The sequence below is a fragment of the Verrucosispora sp. TAA-831 genome, assembly GCF_050780145.1.
In the GTDB taxonomy this organism is placed as follows: Bacteria; Actinomycetota; Actinomycetes; order Mycobacteriales; family Micromonosporaceae; genus Micromonospora.
Window position 1 is genome coordinate 4,807,904 of sequence record NZ_CP192240.1, and the last position, 17,391, is coordinate 4,825,294.

A 17,391-nucleotide genomic window follows, 5' to 3' on the forward strand; every position below is an offset into this window, starting at 1 on the left:
GTCTGGCCGCGATGTTCTTCGCGGCCGTCACCCTCGCCGCGAGCGCGGTCGTCGCCGTGACGGCCAGCCCCGATCCGGCCGCCGCGCACGGCGCGGCGATGACGCCGGGCGCCCGTACGTTCCTGTGCTGGCGCGACGGCCTCTCCCCCACCGGTGAGATCCGGCCGCAGAACCCGGCCTGTTCCGCCGCGGTCGCCCAGTCCGGTGCCAACTCGCTGTACAACTGGTTCAGCGTGCTGCGCTCGGACGCCAACGGGCGGACCACCGGCTTCATCCCCGACGGCCAACTGTGCAGCGGCGGCGCCACCGGCTTCCGCGGCTTCGACCTGGCCCGCAACGACTGGCCGATCACCCACCTGACCGCCGGTCGGTCCATCGAGTTCCGGTACAGCAACTGGGCGCACCACCCGGGCACGTTCTACTTCTACGTGACCAAGAACAGTTGGAGCCCGACCCGGGCGCTGGCCTGGAGCGACCTGGAGGAGCAGCCATTCCTGACGGTGACCAACCCGCCGCAGCGCGGCGCGGTCGGCACCAACGACGGCCACTACTACTTCACCGGGACGCTGCCGGCCAACAAGACCGGCCGGCACATCATCTACTCGCGGTGGGTCCGCTCGGACAGCCAGGAGAACTTCTTCGGCTGCTCCGACGTGGCCTTCGACGGCGGCAACGGTGAGGTGACCGGGATCGGTGGCGGCACCACGCCGCCGCCCACCACCCCGCCGCCCACCACGCCTCCGCCGACCACCCCGCCGCCAACCACGCCTCCGCCCACCACCCCGCCGGCCGGCACCGGCGGCTGCGCTGCCACCCTGCGGGTGACCAGCACCTGGTCCGGCGGTTTCCAGGGCGAGGTCGAGGTCAGGAACAACGGCACCGCGGCGCTCAACGGCTGGACCGCGAGCTGGACCTGGCCGAGCGGCCAGCAGATCAGCCAGGTCTGGAACGCGACCCAGACCTCGTCCGGGTCGACGGTGTCCGCGACGAACGTGTCGTACAACGGAAGTCTCGGCGTCAACGGCAGCACGACGTTCGGCTTCCTGGCCAGTGGTAGCAGTTCCTCGCTACCGACGGTCACCTGCGCCGCCCGCTGACGCGGTCGCACGCGAAACGGCCCCCCTGCGGACAGGCGCAGGGGGGCTCGTTCGTGCCTCGGGTCAGCGGACCATGGAGCCGACGACGGGCTTGGTGAGCAGCGCGGACTGGTTGCGCTGGATGCCCGGGTCCAGCGTCTTGGCCACGAAGATGGCGTGCCAGATGCAGAAGATCAGCACCGTCCACACCTTGCGGGAGTGGTCGGCCTCCTCGCGCTTGTGCTCGTCCAGCAGGCGCAGTGCGTACGACAGGTCGAGCAGGTCACCGGCGCCGGAGGTGCTCAGCACGTGCCGGGCCCACTCGTACATCTCGCCGCGCAGCCAGACCCGGGTCGGGGTCGGGAAGCCCAGCTTCTTGCGGTTGACGATGGCCGGCGGCACCACACCCTGCAACGCCTGGCGCATGGCGTACTTGGTGGCGTCGGAGCGCGGCGGCAGCTTCAGGTCGACCGGGATCTTCGCCGCCACCTCGAAGACGTCGCGATCGAGGAACGGCACCCGGACCTCCAGCGAGTGCGCCATGGAGATCCGGTCGGCCTTGACCAGAATGTCCCCGCGCAGCCAGGTGTAGAGGTCGACGTACTGCATCTTGGTGACGTCGTCCAGCTCGGTGCACTCGGCGTAGATCGGCGCGGTGACGTCGGTGTAGCGCACTGAGGGGTCGTAGCGGCGCAGCAGATGCTGCTTCTCCTCCTCGGTGAACATCCGCGCGTTGCCGTAGTAGCGCTCCTCGAGCGGCGTGGTGCCGCGCTCCAGGAAGCTCTTGCCCTTGACCCCCTGCGGGATGGCCTTGGAGACCGCCCGCAGACCCTTCTGGACCCCGCCGGGCAGCCCGTTGACGCTGCTCAGCGACAGCGGCTCACGATAGATCGTGTACCCGCCGAAGAACTCGTCCGCCCCCTCGCCGGAGAGCACCACGGTGACGTGCTCGGCGGCCTTCTGGGCGACGAAGTAGAGCGGCACCAGCGCCGGGTCGGCCACCGGGTCGTCCAGGTGCCAGACGATCTTCGGCAGCGCGTCGATCATGTCCTGCGGCCCGATCTTGGTCGGGATCGTGGTCACGTCGAGGTGGCGGGCCGACTCCTGGGCGACGTCGATCTCCGAGTACCCGGGCACGTCGTAGCCGACGGTGAAGGTGAGGATGTTCGGGTTGAACTCGCGGGCCAGCGCCACCACCGCGGTGGAGTCGATGCCGCTGGACAGGAACGACCCGACCGGCACGTCGGAGCGCATGTGCATGCGGACGCTCTCGCGCAGCGTCTCGCGGATCTCGTGGTAGAGCTTCTGCTCGTCGGCGACCGGGCCGGGCCGGAACACCGGCCGGTACCAGCGCCGCACGTCGATCCGTCCGCCCGGGGTCCAGGTGAGGTACTCGCCCGAACCGATCCGGCTGATCCCCTTGTGTAGGGTGCCCGGCTCGGGGACGTACTGCAGGGTCAGGTAGTGGCTCAGGTTCGCGGTGTCCACCCCGGCGTCCCCGGCGTACGCGGACTGCGCGAACGGCAGCAGCGCCTTCTTCTCCGAGGCGAGGTAGAGCCCGTCGGCGGTCTCCAGGTAGTGCAGCGGCTTGATGCCGTAGTAGTCGCGGGCACCGAACGCCCGCCGTTCCTGCCGGTCCCAGATGACGAAGGCGAACATGCCGCGCAGCCGGGTGAGCACCTGCTCGCCCCAGTAGTGGTAGCCGGCGACGATCACCTCACCGTCACCGTTGGTGGCGAACCGGGCCCCGTAGTCGCGGATCAGCTCCTCGCGCAGCTCGATGTAGTTGTAGATCTCGCCGTTGAAGGTGAGCAGGTAGCGGCCGTCGGCGTAGGGCAGCGGCTCGTGGCTGAGCGCCACGTCGATGATCGCGAGCCGCTTGTGGGCGAACACCCCGTCCGCGTACCGGCCGGAGGCGTCCCCGACCACTTCGACGCCGGTCTCGTCCGGGCCGCGGTGGTGCAGGCATTCCAGCGCTGCGGCGATGTTGTCGCGGTGGGCGGCGGCGTCGCCGCGGGCACTGAAAAAGGCCAGGAGTCCGCACATGGCCGTCATCTTTCCACGCGTCCGGATCGGGCGTCGCGGCACTGCCGGGCTCTGGACCGGAAGGGGTTTCGGGGTACCGTCGGCAGCAGCGATGCGGCGAAGGGAGCGGGGAATGACCGAGGAACGCACCGACGGCAAGCCGGCCGACGGCACGGAGTCGCACGACCCGGACTTCCCACCGGCGTTCCTGTCGTTCATGCGGCAGGGCTGGCGGGACACCGGGCTGCCGGTCGGTCCCCGACCGGAGGTACCCAACTACGCCAAGCGCCGCGCGGAACTCTCCGCGGCCTTCCCGGGCGAGACCCTGGTGTTCCCGACCGGCGGGGAGAAGGTCCGCGCCAACGACACCGAGTACCGCTTCCGTCCGGGCAGCGACTTCGCGTACCTGACCGGGGACTACGACCCGGACGGCGTCCTGGTGCTGCGGCCCGACGGCTCCGGGCACGACGCCACCCTGTACATGCGGCCCCGCTCCTCACGGGAGACCGACGAGTTCTTCCGCAGTCGTCACGGTGAGCTGTGGGTGGGCCGTCGGCACACCCTGGCGGAGAAGTCGACCGAGCTGGGGCTGCCCACCGCCGACCTGGCCGAGCTGGAGGCGGCGCTGGGCGACCTGGCCCCGGCGCGTACCCGGGTGCTGCGCGGGTTCGACGCCGCGGTGGACGCCGCCGTGCGCCCGTACGACGGACCCCGGGCCGACGGCCAGCCGTCCCGCGACCGGGAACTGGCGATCGCCGTGTCGGAGTTGAAGCTCGTCAAGGACGAGTGGGAGATCGCCCAGCTCCAGGACGCGATCGACGCGACGGTACGCGGCTTCGAGGACGTGGCCCGGGTGCTGCCGGCCGACCGGGGCGTCTCGGAGCGGCTGCTGGAGGGCGTCTTCGCGCTGCGGGCACGGCACGACGGCAACGACGTCGGGTACGGCTCGATCGTCGGAGCCGGTGAGCACGCCACGATCCTGCACTGGGTGCACAACCACGGCGTCACCCGTCCGGGTGAGCTGCTGCTGATGGACATGGGCGTGGAGGGACAGCACCTCTACACCGCCGACGTGACCCGGGTGCTGCCGGTCGACGGCCGGTTCACTCCGTTGCAGCGCCAGGTCTACGACATCGTCTACGCCTCACAGCAGGCCGGCATCGAGTTCATCAAGCCCGGTGTGAAGTTCAAGGACGTCCACCTGACCTGCATGCGGGTGCTCGCCGAGGGGCTGGCCGAGCTGGGGCTGCTGCCGGTGAGCGTGGACGAGGCGATGGACGAGTCGTCGACCGTGTACCGGCGCTGGACGCTGCACGGCTTCGGGCACATGCTCGGCATCGACGTGCACGACTGCTCCCACGCGCGCAAGGAGAAGTACCGCGACGGCGAGCTGGGTGAGGGCTACGTGCTCACCGTCGAGCCGGGGCTGTACTTCCAGCCGGAGGACGAGCTGGTGCCGGAGGAGCTGCGGGGCGTCGGCATCCGGATCGAGGACGACATCCTGGTCACCGCCGCCGGTGCGGTGAACCTGTCGGCCGGCCTGCCGCGTCGTGCCGACGAGGTGGAGACCTGGCTGGCCGAGCAGCGCGAGGCGGGCCCCCGCCTGCCGGGCTGACCCGTACGACCCGCCGAAGGGCGGGCCTTTCCCCGGGGTGGACGTCCACCGCTGAGGAAAGGCCCGCCCTTCGTCGTGTCCGGGAGAGGGCGCCCGGCACTTTCGGTGCCGCTCTCCCCGATTGGCAGCCGCACGCCCGAACTGGGGCAGTTATGGGGTTTTTTCGTATTAGTCATCCTCGCGAAGATGCTTCTCATACGGTGGTCATCAGAGGCTACAGGCTGTTTGTAGCTACTCGCACTGCTTCGTACTGGTGCGGGTCAGTCTGGTAGGAGGAAAGGGCGGAAGGCTCTGATGTCCAATGACGAGTTGACTTCGTACGGCGGGCCGCCTCCGGTCCCGCCAGGTCGACGCCGACGCAAGATATGGGTGGCCGCCGGAGTCGCCGGGCTCACCGGGGTGGTCGGTCTAGCCGCTCTGGGCGGCGTGGCCGCTCGGGACCAGAAGTCCGGCGACCGGAACAACACCTCGGACGCCCAGCCGGCGGCCGCACCGAGACCGGAGGCTCCCGGTCCGACCGCCGAGGCGGGCGGCCGGACCGACGACAAGGCCACCCGGAGTGGCGAGGAGCAGGGCGCGGACCGCACGGGCCACGAGGCGTACTCCGGCGAGCAGCGCCGCGACGACAAGGAGCGGGGACGCGAGGTGCCCTGCGACAGCGACAAGCTGATCCAGGCCATCGAGTACGCCAACGACAACCGTGGCGGCACGCTGGAACTGGCCAAGGGGTGCACCTACGAGCTGACCCGCTCCGACGTCGGAGACGGCACCGGCCCCAACGGTCTGCCGGTGATCACCCAGGCGGTCACGCTCGCCGGCCACGACACCACGATCGTCCGGGCGGCCAACGCCGAGGCGTTCCGGATTCTGAACGTGGGTCGCAGCGGTCACCTGACCCTGAAGAACGTCGTCGTCAAGGGTGGGCTGACCGAGGCCGACGCGATCGCGGCGGCGAGGGCGAAGGTCGACCTCTCCGCGAAGGTCGTGGCGAAGCCGACGAAGGCGGGGGCGGGCGCGAACGGCGCGAAGGCCGCCAAGGCCGCCACGAAGGCCCCCGCCGCCACGAGCACCACCGCACCCGGGGCCGGCGGCGACACCACGTTGGTGGACGTCGAGCCGGGCGACGGCGCCGGTCTGCTCGTGCAGCGGGGTGGCCGGGCCGACGTCGAGTACAGCGAGTTCCTGCTGCACCACGCCGGCGGCAACGGTGGCGCGATCGCCAACTTCGGCACCGCCCGGTTGGCGCACAGCCGGGTGGCGACCAGCAGTGCCGGTGGCGTCGGCGGCGGCGTGTTCAACGCGGGGGTGTTCCGGGTCGAGGAGGCCACGATCACCGACAACAGCGCGGTCGACGGCGGTGGCATCGGCAACGGTGTCCCCGGTCTCGGGTTCCCCGGCGGCGGTGGCACGCTCTGGGTCTGGAAGAGCACGATCGAGCGCAACCGGGCCACCGACAACGCAGGTGGCGTGCTCACCTACCGGGGCACCGCGACGTTGACCGAGACCAGGATCGTCGGTAACCACAGCGGCGAGGACGGCGGCGGTCTGCTCGCCCTCGGCGACGGACAGCTCGCGTTGGAGAAGGCCCTGGTGGCCCGGAACTCCGCCGACGACACCTCGGGCGGGCTGGGCGTCGGCCCGGAGAGCACTGCGGTGATCGACCGCAGCGAGATCACCGAGAACGTCGCCGAGCGCAACGGTGGCGGGCTGACCACCTACGGCGGCACCGCCGTCGTGCGGGACACCGCGATCGTGGCCAACCGGGTGGTCGGCCAGAACTCGGTGGCCGGCGGCATCTACAACGACGGCGGCCAGGTCCGGTTGGAACGTTCCACGGTCAGGGCCAACTTCTCGGTGCTGCCGCCCGGTGGCATCTGGACCAACAACGACGACGTGGAGATCGACCGCAGCTCGGCAGTGACGGCCAACCGGCCGACCAACTGCGTCGGCAGCCCGGTCGTCCCGGACCGCTGCTTCGGCTGATCGTTCCTTCTGCGCACGGATGAATCCAGAGCACGACCACATAGACGGGCTCCTCCGCCGCGCGGCGGAGGAGCCCGGGTCGCGTACCGCCCGCTCGGGCCGTAGCGGCTGATCGCACCGAGCTTGCCCGTATTGCACCCTTCCATCACTCCCGCGCAACCCGTACCGAATGTGGGGTTGTCTCGGATATGGGCGCGAAGCGAGGAACACTCTCATACGGTTCATGTGGGAGCTACAACCGATTTGTAGCAGGGGAAGCTCACCCGCGTGTGACGACCCTGTCTGGTACGACGAGAGGGCAGAGAGCTCCGATGTCCAACTACCAAGCTAAGAACAACGCCGCGGAGCCGGAGGTGGCGCCGAAGCGGCGTCGCGCTTTCTGGCTCGCCAGCGGCGTCGCCGGTCTCACCGGTGTGGTCAGCATCGCCGCCGTCGGGATCGGCGCCGGCGCGGTCAGCGCCGACGGTCTGCGCTGGTCCACCGCGCAGCAGGTCAGCTCGGACAGCGACCGGGGCCCGGGTGCCGCCGAGGGGCACGAGGGCAAGAAGCGGGACCGCGGTGGCGACCAGCGCGACGACCAGCGCAAGGACCGTGGCGGCGAGTACAAGGACCGTGGCGGCGACGAGCGCAAGGACCACGAGAAGGAGGTGCCCTGCGACTCCGACAAGCTGATCCAGGCGCTGGTCTTCGCCAACGACAACCACGGCGGCGTGCTCAACCTCGCCAAGGGGTGCACCTACACGCTGACCCGTTCCGACCTGGGTGACGGCACCGGCCCCAACGGCCTGCCGGTCATCACCGAGAACGTCGTCCTCAAGGGGCACGACACCAAGATCGTCCGGGACGCCACGGCCGAGGAGTTCCGCATCCTCAACGTGGGTCGCGGCGGCAACCTGACCGTCAAGGGCCTGACCATCAAGAACGGCCAGACCCGGGCACTGCCGGTCAACGGTGACACTCCCGAGGCCGTGTGGTCGCGGTTCTCCAACTCGGTGGAGGCGACCAAGGCCGCCGAGGCCAAGAAGGAGTACCTGCCGCTGCTGCAGGCCGCACCGAAGGGTGCCGCGCTCAAGGCCGCCCAGGCCAAGGCCGCTCCCTCGGTGCTGCTGGAGCCGGAGTCCAACGACGGTGGTGGCGTGCTCGTGCAGCCCGGCGGCACCGTGTCGTTCTCCGACACGCACATCGTCGCCAACCAGGCCGGTGGCGTCGGTGGCGGCGTGGCCAACTTCGGCAAGGCCGACCTGCACCGCACCACGGTCGCCGACAACACCGCCTTCCTGTACGGCGGCGGCGTCTTCAACGCCAGCGTGCTGCGGGTGGCCGAGTCGAGGATCATCAACAACGACGCGATCATCGGTGGCGGCGGTGTCGCCAACGGCGCCGCCTTCATCTTCCGTGAGGACATCGACGGCGGAACCGCGCTGATCGAGAAGAGCGAGATCACCGGCAACGAGGTGCTCGGCTTCGGCGGTGGCCTGCTCGACATCGAGGGCAACACCACCGTGCAGCACTCGAAGATCCTGCACAACACGGCGGTCCTGGCCGGCGGCGGGGTGACCGCGGCGGGCGACGACAGCACCCTGGAGCTGGCGCACGTCGAGCTCGCCCAGAACACCACCGTCGGTGTCGGTGGCGGCCTGGCGCTCGGCTTCCGGGCGATCGCCAACGTCTCGGACAGCAAGATCGTCGAGAACAAGGCCGGCTTCTTCGGTGGCGGTGTCTTCAACGGCACCGGCGAGGCGACCTTCCGCAACAGCGAGATCAGCGGCAACCGGGCCGTCGGCCCGCTGGGTGTCGGCGGTGGCATCTTCACCGTCTCCGGCGAGATCGACCTGGAGCGGACGAAGGTGTCGCACAACTTCGCGACCCTCACCGCCGGCGGTGTGTTCAGCTTCGTCGGTCAGGTGAACGTGGACGACAAGTCCGCGATCACCGCCAACAAGCCGACCAACTGCGCCGGAAGCATCACCGCGATTCCGAACTGCTTCGGCTGAGCACCACGCCGAGGTGACGACCCGGCCCCGTCGGACCGATCCACGGATCGGACCGGCGGGGCCGGACCACGTGTCACCGCTGCACGAACACCGCCACACTGCGCGCCGGCACCCGGAACGTGCCGCTGGCCCGTTCGAACGCGGCGGTCCGCAGCACCGGGTCGGCCGAGGACCGCAGCACCGGGTGCAACGACACGTCCGCCCCGCGCAGCGCGTCGACCCGCTGCGTCGCCGCCTGCGGGGTGCCGTTGAAGACCACCGTCACCGACCGCCACTGTCCGCCGAGGCCACGCGCGTCCAGAGTCATGGTGAGCACCCCGGGCGTCTCCTCGGGGCCGGAGAGCGGGAAGGCGACCCGCCGTTGCACCTCCTGCGCCGTGGGCAACCCGAAGACCGGCGTGGACGCCCGGATCCGCAGCAGTTCGGCGTACCGGGCGTCGGTCAGCGCGATCGCCGCGCAGTCCGGGACCAACGCCGGATCCGCCAGCAACGGTCGGGCGTACGGCCACTTGTCCCGGTTGTCCTCGGCCGGTGGGAGCCCGATGCCGAACCCGTTGCCCTGGGTGCAGTCCCAGCGGATCTGGTTGAACCAGTCCCCCGAGTTGTACGAGTTGCGGTCCAGCGACTTCGACCGCAGCCGCTCGGTGCCGGTGGTCACGAACCCGGCGCCCTGCCCCATCACCACCGTGCTCAGCGCCAGCACCTGCATCCGGGCCCGGTCGGTGGCCGAGGTGCCCTGCGGCAGCTTGTAGGCCAACGCGTCGTACAGGATCTCGTTGTCGTGCGCGTCCACGTAGGTGATCGCCTCGCCCGGGGCCTCGGTGTACCCGGCCGGCGAACCGTTGTAGTCCACCTGGGCTCCGGTCACCTCCCGGCCGCCGGAGTCGGTGAACCGGTAGCCGCGCAGGTTGCCGGTCAGGCCGACCTTGACCAGGTCGTGCTGGTGCAACAGCCGGGTCCGCTGCTCGGCCGCCGAGCCGTTGACCGGGTCGCCGTTGGGGTCGGTGAACAGCCCGGAGGCGAAGCCCTGGTGGCGCGGGTTCTCGTCGAACGGGCCGCCACCGCGCACCGCGTCGCGCAGCCGGTCGTTGAACGTGCCGATCCCGGTGCCGGCCATGTTGGCCTGCGTCGCCTGCACGAACCGCGCGTCGTCGGCCACCTCGCCGAAGTTCCAGCCCTCGCCGTAGAGCAGGATCTTCCTGCCGTCCACGCCGTCACGGGCCACGGTCAGCCGGTCCAGCGCGGCACGGGCGTCCAGGATGTTGGCCTTCGGGTGGTGGCCCATCAGGTCGAAGCGGAACCCGTCCACCTTGTACGCCTTGGCCCAGGTGACCAGGGAGTCGACCACCAGCTTGCCCATCATGGCGTGCTCGGGCGCGGTGTTGGCGCAGCAGGTGGAGGTGGCCACCGCGCCGTCGTCGAGCAACCGGTGGTAGTAGCCCGGGACGATCTGGTCGAGCACCGAGCGAGGGTCGGTGCCGGCGGCCGAGGTGTGGTTGTAGACCACGTCCAGCACCACCCGCAGGCCGGCGCCGTTGACCCCGGCCACCATCTGCCGGAACTCCACGGTCCGGCGCGTGCCGTCCGGGTCGACGGCGTACCCGCCCTCGGGGACGGTGTAGTGCAGCGGGTCGTACCCCCAGTTGTAGCCGTCGGTGTCCTTCACCGCCGCGACGCACTCCTGCTGGCGTTCGGAGTCCGGGGGCGCGGCGGTCAGGTCACAGTCGGGCTGACGCTGGTCGGCACGCCGTTCCGGAATGGTGGCGAAGTCGAAAACGGGCAGCAGGTGCAGGTGGGTCACCCCCGCGTCGGCGATCGACCTCAGGTGCCGCATCCCGGCGGTGCCGGGGTCGGTGAAGGCGAGGAACGTGCCGCGACGGTCGGCCGGCACGGTGCCGTCGGCGATCGAGAAGTCCCGCACCGACAGCTCGGAGATCTGCACCCTGGCCGGCGGCACCGCGCCCGGCTTGCGCAGCGCCGACCAGCCCGCCGGTGCCCACCTCGGGTCGGTCAGGTCGGCGATGAGGCTGTGCGTGGAGTCCGCCGCCAACGCCACCGAGTACGGGTCGGTGACCGAGGCGGTCACCACCTGCTGGGCCGCCGGCTGCCACGCCTGTACCCGGTACCGGTAGTACCGGCCGGTCCAGTCCCGCGCCCCGCGCACCGACCACACGCCGGTGCGGTCGTCGCGGCGCATCGCCACCACGCGCGGCGTGGCGGTCGGCGAGTCGAACAGCTCCACCGACACCGTCCGCGCGGTCGGCGCCCACACCGCCAGGGACGGCACGCCACCGGTGAAGGTGGCACCCAGGCGGGCGGTGGTGGCCGGAGCGTAGACGTCGTCGAGGACCCCGGGTATCTGCACGCCGGTGGCACCGAGCAGGGTGCCGTCGGCGGCCCGCTCGGTCACCAGTACCTGCCCGCGCAGCGCCGCCGGCACCTTCGCCAGGTCCCGCTGGTCCAGGGTGAAGGCGCGCCGATCCCACAGGTGCGGGAACCGGTCGCGTTGCGCCTCGGTGAGCCCGTTGCGGCGCGCGGTCAACGGCACCGAGGTGTACGTGCCGACCAGCTCGCCGTCGACCACGCGTACCCCACCGGCGGGAGCGGTCACCAGCGCGTACGCCCGGCCGTCGGTGGGACCGGCACGCCAGGCGACGGTGCCCCGGTCGATCCAGTGCGCCGCCTGCCGGGTGATGTCGGTGTCACCGCCGCCGTCGCCGCCGGCCATGGGCGGCAGCAGCCGTCCCGGTGTCGCCGCGAGCAGCCAGACCTCCCGCCCCGCCTCGGCGAAGTCGAGCCGCTGGTCCTGCGGCAGGTCCTTGGCGTCCCCGGAGTGGATGATGTAGCTCAGCCCAGTCGCACCCTCGGCCAGCGGCACCCGGAACTCGGCACCGTACGGGCCGACCCGGGTCGGCGGCATCGGCCGGGCCCAGTCCGTGGGCGTGGCCGCGCCGTCCCACAGGTGCAGTCCCCAGCCGTCGTAGTCGCCGTCCGGCCGGTGGTAGTGGATCACCGCCACGCCCTCCTCGACCGGCGGTGCCGGTGCTCCGGCTGCCTCCTCCCGGCTCGGGTAGGTGGCCGGGTCACCCTGTTTGACCCAGACCTCGCCGGTGCGCGTCACGTCCACCGTCCGGTCGTTCTCGACGTCCTTGTTACCGTCCGCGTCGACCACCAGGAAGCCGACCGACTTCGCCCCCGGCTTGAGCTTCACCCAGGCGAACCGCCCGTACGAGTCGGTGCCGGTGAACGGGCGGCCCTGCGGCCACTCGGTCGCGTACGCCGGATCGATGTCGCCCCAGGCGTACAGGCCCCAGTCGTCGTAGTCGCCGTCCGGGCGGTGGTGGTGCACCACCAGCCAGTCGCGGGACGCGCCCGTCGGCGGGGTACCCACGGTGGCGGTGGAGCGGGCGGTGGCGGTGCGGCCCCGGTCGTCCCGCACCGCCGCCTTGTACTCGATCTTCGTGCCGGCGGCCAGCCCGGTCAGGTCGTGGTGCACCGTGTACGGCGCCCGGTGCGCCGAGCCAAGCAGCGTCCACCGGCCGCCCGCCACCCGGGCCGCCACCGTGACGGTGGCCAGCGGATCCCCGCTGACCCGGGCGGTCACCTCGGCCCGGGTCGCCACCGGCGTACCCGTCGGGTTGGTGATGGTCAGACCCGGCTTGGCCGCGGGCAGGGCGACCGGCCGACCGGCCCGGTGCACCACCGCCGACAGCGGGGGCACGGTCACGGTCAGCGTGCCGTCGGCGGCGGCGGCCCGCCGACCACCGGCGCCGTAGAGGGCGGTGAAGGTGGTGCCGGCCGACCAGGTGTCCACGGTGACAGTCTGCGCGGTCGGCGCATTGTTCACCGCCACCACGTACTCGGTGCGGTCGCGCGGGTCGAACCGGGAGAAGGCGAAGACGCCCCTGCCGTCGGCAGCGTGCCGCGTCACCTGCACACCGTCACGCAGCGCCGGATGCGCCTCACGAAGGTGTCCCAGCCCGGCGATGGTCCGGTACAGCGGGTGCGCCCGGTCGAACTGGTCCCGGGCGTGGGTGCGGTCGGTGCCCAGCAGGTCGTCGTCGAGGTAGTCGGCGATGCGGGTGGCGAACATCGGCTGCCGGGCGTCCTTGTCCCCGCCCGCGCCGGTGAAGCCCTGCTCGTCGCCGGAGTAGACGACCGGCTGGCCGCGGGTGAGGAACATCAGTTCGTGGGCGAGTTGGTCGCGACGCAGGTGGGTGGCCGGATCGGTGTCGCCGTTGACGATGAACGAGCCGATCCGGCCCATGTCGTGGTTGCCGAGGAAGGTGGGCAGCCGGCTGGCGTCGGTGTCCCGGGCGGCGTACAGGTCGTCGCGGGCGTACAGGTCGGCGAGCGCGGAGGCGGAGCCGTCGGCGGCGGTGAAGCCGCGCGCCGCCTCCTGGAAGCCGAAGTCCAGGGTGGCCGGCAGTCCGCCCTGCCGGACGTAGCGGGAGGCGATCTCCGGGTCGGCGCTGTACACCTCGCCGAACATGAAGAAGTCCGGCTTGCCGGCGCGCGCCGCGGCCTGGTTGACGCCCTGGCTGAACTGCGGCCAGAAGTCCATGTTGACGTGCTTGACGGTGTCCAGTCGGAAGCCGTCCACACCGGTGGAGCGCACCCAGTCGGCGTAGATCTTCGTCATGCCGCGGACCACCTCGGGCCGCTCGGTCCACAGGTCGTCGAGCCCGACGAAGTCACCGTACTCGCTGTTCTCGCCGACGAAGGTCGAGTCGCCCCGGTTGTGGTACATGGTCGGGTCGTTGAGCCAGGAGGGCACCTTCACCGTCGCGTCCGCCGGGGTGCGCAACGTCGGGGTGTAGGGGAAGGATTCGGTGTTCACCTCGGGGAACGGCCGGGTACCGTCGGCGAAGTTGCGGTCCTCGAAGGGCCGGCCCTGCGCGTCCCGGTACGGCGTGGTGGCCTTGTCCACGTAGGTCTGTCGGTTCTCCGTGTAGCTGATGACGTCCGCGGTGTGGTTGACGATCACGTCGAGGTAGACCTTGATACCGCGCCGGTGCGCCGACTGGACCAGACGTTGGAGGTCGGCGGCGGTGCCGAAGTGCGGGTCGACCTGGGTGAAGTCGGTGATCCAGTAACCGTGGTAGCCGGCCGACGCGTCAGCGCCCTCGCCCTGCACGGGCCGGTTGGCGAAGACCGGGGCGAGCCAGATGGCGGTGGTGCCCAACCCCTCGATGTAGTCGAGCCGATCGATCAGGCCCTTGAGGTCACCGCCCTGATAGAAGCCCTTGTCCGTCGGGTCGTACCCGGTGCTGAGGCGGTCGCCGGTCAGGCCGCCCCGGTCGTTGCGGGGATCGCCGTTGGCGAACCGGTCCGGCAGTACGAAGTAGAACTGCTCCGCCGTCGCCCGCTCGTCGGTGCCCGCCGCCAGCAGGGCGGCGGCGGACGGCTCGGTGGTCCAGGTGACGGCGCCGGTGACGCTGGGCGCCCCGCCGGTCGGCCGACCGGCGGCGGTGGCGCTCCCGGGTACCGCGACCGGCGCGCCGGCCAGCGTGAGGGTGAGCAGGAAGACGAACGCGAGCAGGGCCTTACGCGATAACGGCGGGGGTTTCATCGACGGCCTTCCGCTGGCTGCTGATTGGCCCGCACGCTAGCCCTTGCCGAAATACTTTGCAATACCTTGCAAACATGGCGGCAACAGAGCAGTCTCTTGCGTAAGGAAGAGGTCGACGGCGGCCCGCGATCGGCGGACCGGGAGTCACCGACGGCTACAGGCACGCCCCGAGACGGAGCAGTTCCTCGGCGACGGATCGGCGAACTCGATGTGGAAGCGCAGCGCCACCGAGGCTTCCGCCGACAGGTCGGGACCGCTGCGATACGTCAACGTGCCCCGGCGACCGTCGAACGTGCCCTGCGGAACCCCCTCCAGCCACGCGGTCACCACCCGGCCGCCCGCGTACTCGACCCGCGCCACCCACCCCAGATCGCTGCGCGAGGTGTTACGGATCAGCACCTCGGCGATGAAGCCGCCCTGGAAGGTGTCCATCACCCGGTACCGCGCCTCGATCGGGGCGGGCTTCGCCGCCGGAGCGGCGCTGCTGCGCGGCGGCGACGGCGCGGACGGCGACGGCTCCGGGGTCGACACAGCCGGTGGCGACTGTTCCGGCGAGGCGGTGTCGGCCTCGCCCGGCGGGTCGGTCCTGCGTGGCGAGAGGCCGGGCACCGCCGGTGCCGGCGGGCTCGCGGCCTCCCGCCCGGCCGAGGACGCGCGCTCGGGGATGGGCGGCGCGACGGCCGGTCCCGGCGGGGCCGAATCGAACTCCGGACCCGGCCCCCGGTACGCACCGATCGCGATGACGAACAGCATCACCATGGCGAGCAGGCCGATCGACATCAGAACCCAGGGAGATGACGCGACGGCGGGACCAGGGGATGAGAGATGACGCGGAGCGCGACGCATACCGGACATGAATCTCCTCAGCGGGCAGCCGGGCAAGCGTAACGATCTTCAGCGAAAGGGAAAAGTCCCCAGGGAATCACCGAACCGTCCTAACAGTACGGTCATCACACGCCGCAGGTGGAACCGTTGACCACACAGTGGGCGGGGTACTCCCCGCCACCGGTGCGAGTGAACCGCAGGTCGACCGTCTGCTGTGCGCCGGCGGCGAGCGGCACCGTCCCGCTGAGCAGGTACCATCCACCGCCCTTGATGCTCACCGAGACCCCCGGACCGCTGGACGCGCGGACCCCGGTGACGTCACCGGTGAAACGCAACTCGACCTGCCAGTCGCGCGCCTCGGCGGTGCCGTTGCGCACCACCACCTGGGCCCGGAAGGAATCCGCCTCGACCGCGCCGCTCACCCGGTAACTGGCGGTGAGCACGCCGGATGCGGCGGGTGGAGACGGTGGGACGGACGTCGGTCGACTCGGCGACCGACTGACCTCCGACCGCCCGGCCGGGGAGGCGGTCCGCGACGGCGGGGTCGGCAGCGCCGACGACCCGGGCGACGCGGACGTGACGGAGCCGCCCGGCGCCGGGCTGAGCCGCTCCGGCGCGGACGGGACCGACGTGCCCGAGTCCGAGGTGGACGGTGTCGGCAGCGCCACCGCCGGCCCCGGCTGCCACGCCGACGGCTGCTCCGGCCCCCGGAAGGCCAGCGCCGCGGCCACCAGCAGCACCGCCAGCACACCGACGCCGACCGAGACCACCACCCAGGGCGCCGAAGCGATCATCCGAGCCAGCGCCCGTCGACGGGCCGGCTCCGTGGTCTCGGCACCCGACGGCCGCACTGCCATTGAGGTCCCCCCTCGTCGCACCGACGCGACAGCCTAGTCACGGCGCAAGCGGAGACGGAACGGGTGGGGCCGGGTCGTCCGACCCGCCGGGCCGACTCCCCGCCCCGGCCGGGCAATGGGGACCGTGCCGCGCCGCGACTCAGCCGGTACGGATGACCGTGCAGATGACCGGGCCCTCCGTGGCGGCCCGCAGCAGATAGCGGTACCGCTCGCCGGGCACCTGTCGGCCCTGGCTGTCCAGGAACTCCCACCGCACCGCCACCTCGGTCAGCAGCGCGGAGACCTGCTGCACCTCCTCGATGTCGGCGTGCGCGGCGACCAGCTCACGCTCGGCGTAGTCGGGGGCCGCGCCCACGAAGGACAGCGCCACCGCTGCCGGGGAGGTGAACGAGAAGCTGTAGGTGTCCGCGACCACCAACCCCGGCAGGGCGTAGCAACCGGCGATCGCGGGCAGGTCGCCGACGGTCAGGGCCACGCCGTACCGGTCGAAGAACTCGGTGAGCGTGTCGAGATCGGTGGAAGCATTCACGTGGCATGCAATTGCCACCACGCCGGTCGGCGAAACCTCAGCGCTCCGGGATCCGTACCTCGATCTCGCTGCCCAACCGGGCACCGTCCCGCAGGCCGAGGTCGTCACCGCTCCAGAACCGGCCCGGGTCGTACCAGTTCGGCCGCTTGCCCGGAGGCAGCAGGCCCATCGCCTCGTAGGTGACCGCGACGACCTCCGCGCAGTAGGCCGTCTCCAGGGTCCGCTCCCGCTCCGTACTCCGCTCGCGGTCGCTGGCCGCCCGCTGCCGCCGCACCGCCGGCAACCGCACCGCCGGCACCCGCCCCCGCATCCACCGCCAGGCGAGCTGCGCGGTCGACGGGAACGGCGTCCCGTCCAGCCGGGCGATGGTCCGCAGCACCGACCGCTCCATCTCGGCGTCCGCCGACGGGTCGAGCTGACGTAGCCAGGCCCGCTGGCCGTACCGGTTGGCCCAGACACAGACCGCGTCACGCAGGTCGTGCAGTTGCACCCCGCGCTGGTGGGTACCGGTCCACATGTCCGGCAGCGACCGACCCAGCTCGGCGTGCCACATCAACGGCGGCATGTCGTCCAGCACGACCGCCATGCCCACGTGGTTGACCGGGCTGTTGGTGATCGACTGGATGGCACGGTCGGGCACGCTGCGGCCACGGAAGACCCACACGTCACCGGTACGCGTCAGCTCCACCGCCTCGTCCAGGCTGATGCTCATGACGGACTACCCTATGCGGATGCGGCAACGGATGCGGTGGTGGAAGGTCCTCGGGTTGGCCGGTCTGGCCGGGGTCGCGGCCTCCGGCGTGGTCATCGCCCGGGCGGAGCGGCGGCGGCGCGCGTACACCCCGGAGGAGATCCGGGCCCGGCTGCGCGACCGCCACGCCGAGGCCGCCCGGCCCGACGACGCGGGCTGAGAAC

12 protein-coding genes are annotated in these 17,391 nt (G+C 71.3%); 6 read left to right on the forward strand and 6 right to left on the reverse strand.

Annotated elements, in window-relative coordinates; genetic code table 11:
* Positions 1-11 precede the first annotated feature (11 nt).
* Entirely contained in the window at positions 12-1,097 is a 1,086-nt protein-coding gene (locus tag ACQVFL_RS21290) for a lytic polysaccharide monooxygenase auxiliary activity family 9 protein (RefSeq protein ID WP_396698694.1), read from the forward strand.
* A gap of 63 nt (positions 1,098-1,160) precedes the next feature.
* Here ACQVFL_RS21290 and asnB read toward each other — a convergent pair whose 3' ends face one another.
* Complete coding sequence (gene asnB / locus ACQVFL_RS21295) at positions 1,161-3,122, reverse strand: asparagine synthase (glutamine-hydrolyzing) (protein WP_396698576.1); 1,962 nt, start codon at positions 3,120-3,122, stop codon at positions 1,161-1,163.
* A 112-nt stretch (positions 3,123-3,234) separates the two neighbouring features.
* Here asnB and ACQVFL_RS21300 point away from each other — a divergent pair, with 112 nt between their 5' ends.
* The 3 genes from ACQVFL_RS21300 (at position 3,235) to ACQVFL_RS21310 (ending at position 8,693) form a co-directional block, all read left to right on the forward strand.
* Positions 3,235-4,716, forward strand: a complete 1,482-nt coding sequence (locus ACQVFL_RS21300) for an aminopeptidase P family protein (protein WP_431727456.1) — start codon at positions 3,235-3,237, stop codon at positions 4,714-4,716.
* Between the two features lie 294 nt (positions 4,717-5,010).
* On the forward strand, positions 5,011-6,699 hold the full coding sequence (locus tag ACQVFL_RS21305; protein ID WP_431727457.1) for a right-handed parallel beta-helix repeat-containing protein: 1,689 nt from the start codon (positions 5,011-5,013) through the stop codon (positions 6,697-6,699).
* A 311-nt stretch (positions 6,700-7,010) separates the two neighbouring features.
* Positions 7,011-8,693: a hypothetical protein gene (locus tag ACQVFL_RS21310; protein ID WP_431727458.1), complete on the forward strand. Its 1,683-nt coding sequence runs from the start codon at positions 7,011-7,013 to the stop codon at positions 8,691-8,693.
* Between the two features lie 73 nt (positions 8,694-8,766).
* Here the strand turns inward: ACQVFL_RS21310 and pulA are convergent, their stop codons facing one another.
* From pulA to ACQVFL_RS21325, 3 genes are all read right to left on the reverse strand, one after another.
* Positions 8,767-14,265, reverse strand: a complete 5,499-nt coding sequence (gene pulA, locus ACQVFL_RS21315; RefSeq protein ID WP_431727459.1) for a pullulanase-type alpha-1,6-glucosidase — start codon at positions 14,263-14,265, stop codon at positions 8,767-8,769.
* A 144-nt stretch (positions 14,266-14,409) separates the two neighbouring features.
* Positions 14,410-15,045 carry a cellulose binding domain-containing protein gene (locus ACQVFL_RS21320; RefSeq protein WP_431727460.1) on the reverse strand — a complete coding sequence of 212 codons (636 nt, stop codon included), beginning with the start codon at positions 15,043-15,045 and terminating at the stop codon, positions 14,410-14,412.
* Between the two features lie 170 nt (positions 15,046-15,215).
* A complete protein-coding gene (locus ACQVFL_RS21325) occupies positions 15,216-15,533 on the reverse strand; it encodes a hypothetical protein (RefSeq protein ID WP_431727461.1) in 318 nt (105 codons plus the stop codon).
* Between ACQVFL_RS21325 and ACQVFL_RS21330 the strand changes: the two genes are divergently transcribed.
* On the forward strand, positions 15,526-15,984 hold the full coding sequence (locus ACQVFL_RS21330) for a hypothetical protein (protein WP_431727462.1): 459 nt from the start codon (positions 15,526-15,528) through the stop codon (positions 15,982-15,984). The two genes, ACQVFL_RS21325 and ACQVFL_RS21330, sit on opposite strands and share 8 nt — an antisense overlap.
* A 102-nt stretch (positions 15,985-16,086) precedes the next feature.
* Here the strand turns inward: ACQVFL_RS21330 and ACQVFL_RS21335 are convergent, their stop codons facing one another.
* Both ACQVFL_RS21335 and ACQVFL_RS21340 read right to left on the reverse strand, forming a co-directional pair.
* The gene (locus ACQVFL_RS21335; RefSeq protein ID WP_350696623.1) at positions 16,087-16,476 is read right to left on the reverse strand and encodes a hypothetical protein; all 390 of its coding nucleotides are present in this window, start codon (positions 16,474-16,476) and stop codon (positions 16,087-16,089) included.
* Positions 16,477-16,513: 37 nt separating this feature from the next.
* The gene (locus tag ACQVFL_RS21340; RefSeq protein WP_396698561.1) at positions 16,514-17,188 is read right to left on the reverse strand and encodes a hypothetical protein; all 675 of its coding nucleotides are present in this window, start codon (positions 17,186-17,188) and stop codon (positions 16,514-16,516) included.
* Here ACQVFL_RS21340 and ACQVFL_RS21345 point away from each other — a divergent pair.
* Complete coding sequence (locus tag ACQVFL_RS21345; RefSeq protein WP_396698702.1) at positions 17,187-17,387, forward strand: hypothetical protein; 201 nt, start codon at positions 17,187-17,189, stop codon at positions 17,385-17,387. The two genes, ACQVFL_RS21340 and ACQVFL_RS21345, sit on opposite strands and share 2 nt — an antisense overlap.
* The last annotated feature ends 4 nt before the right edge of the window (positions 17,388-17,391 follow it).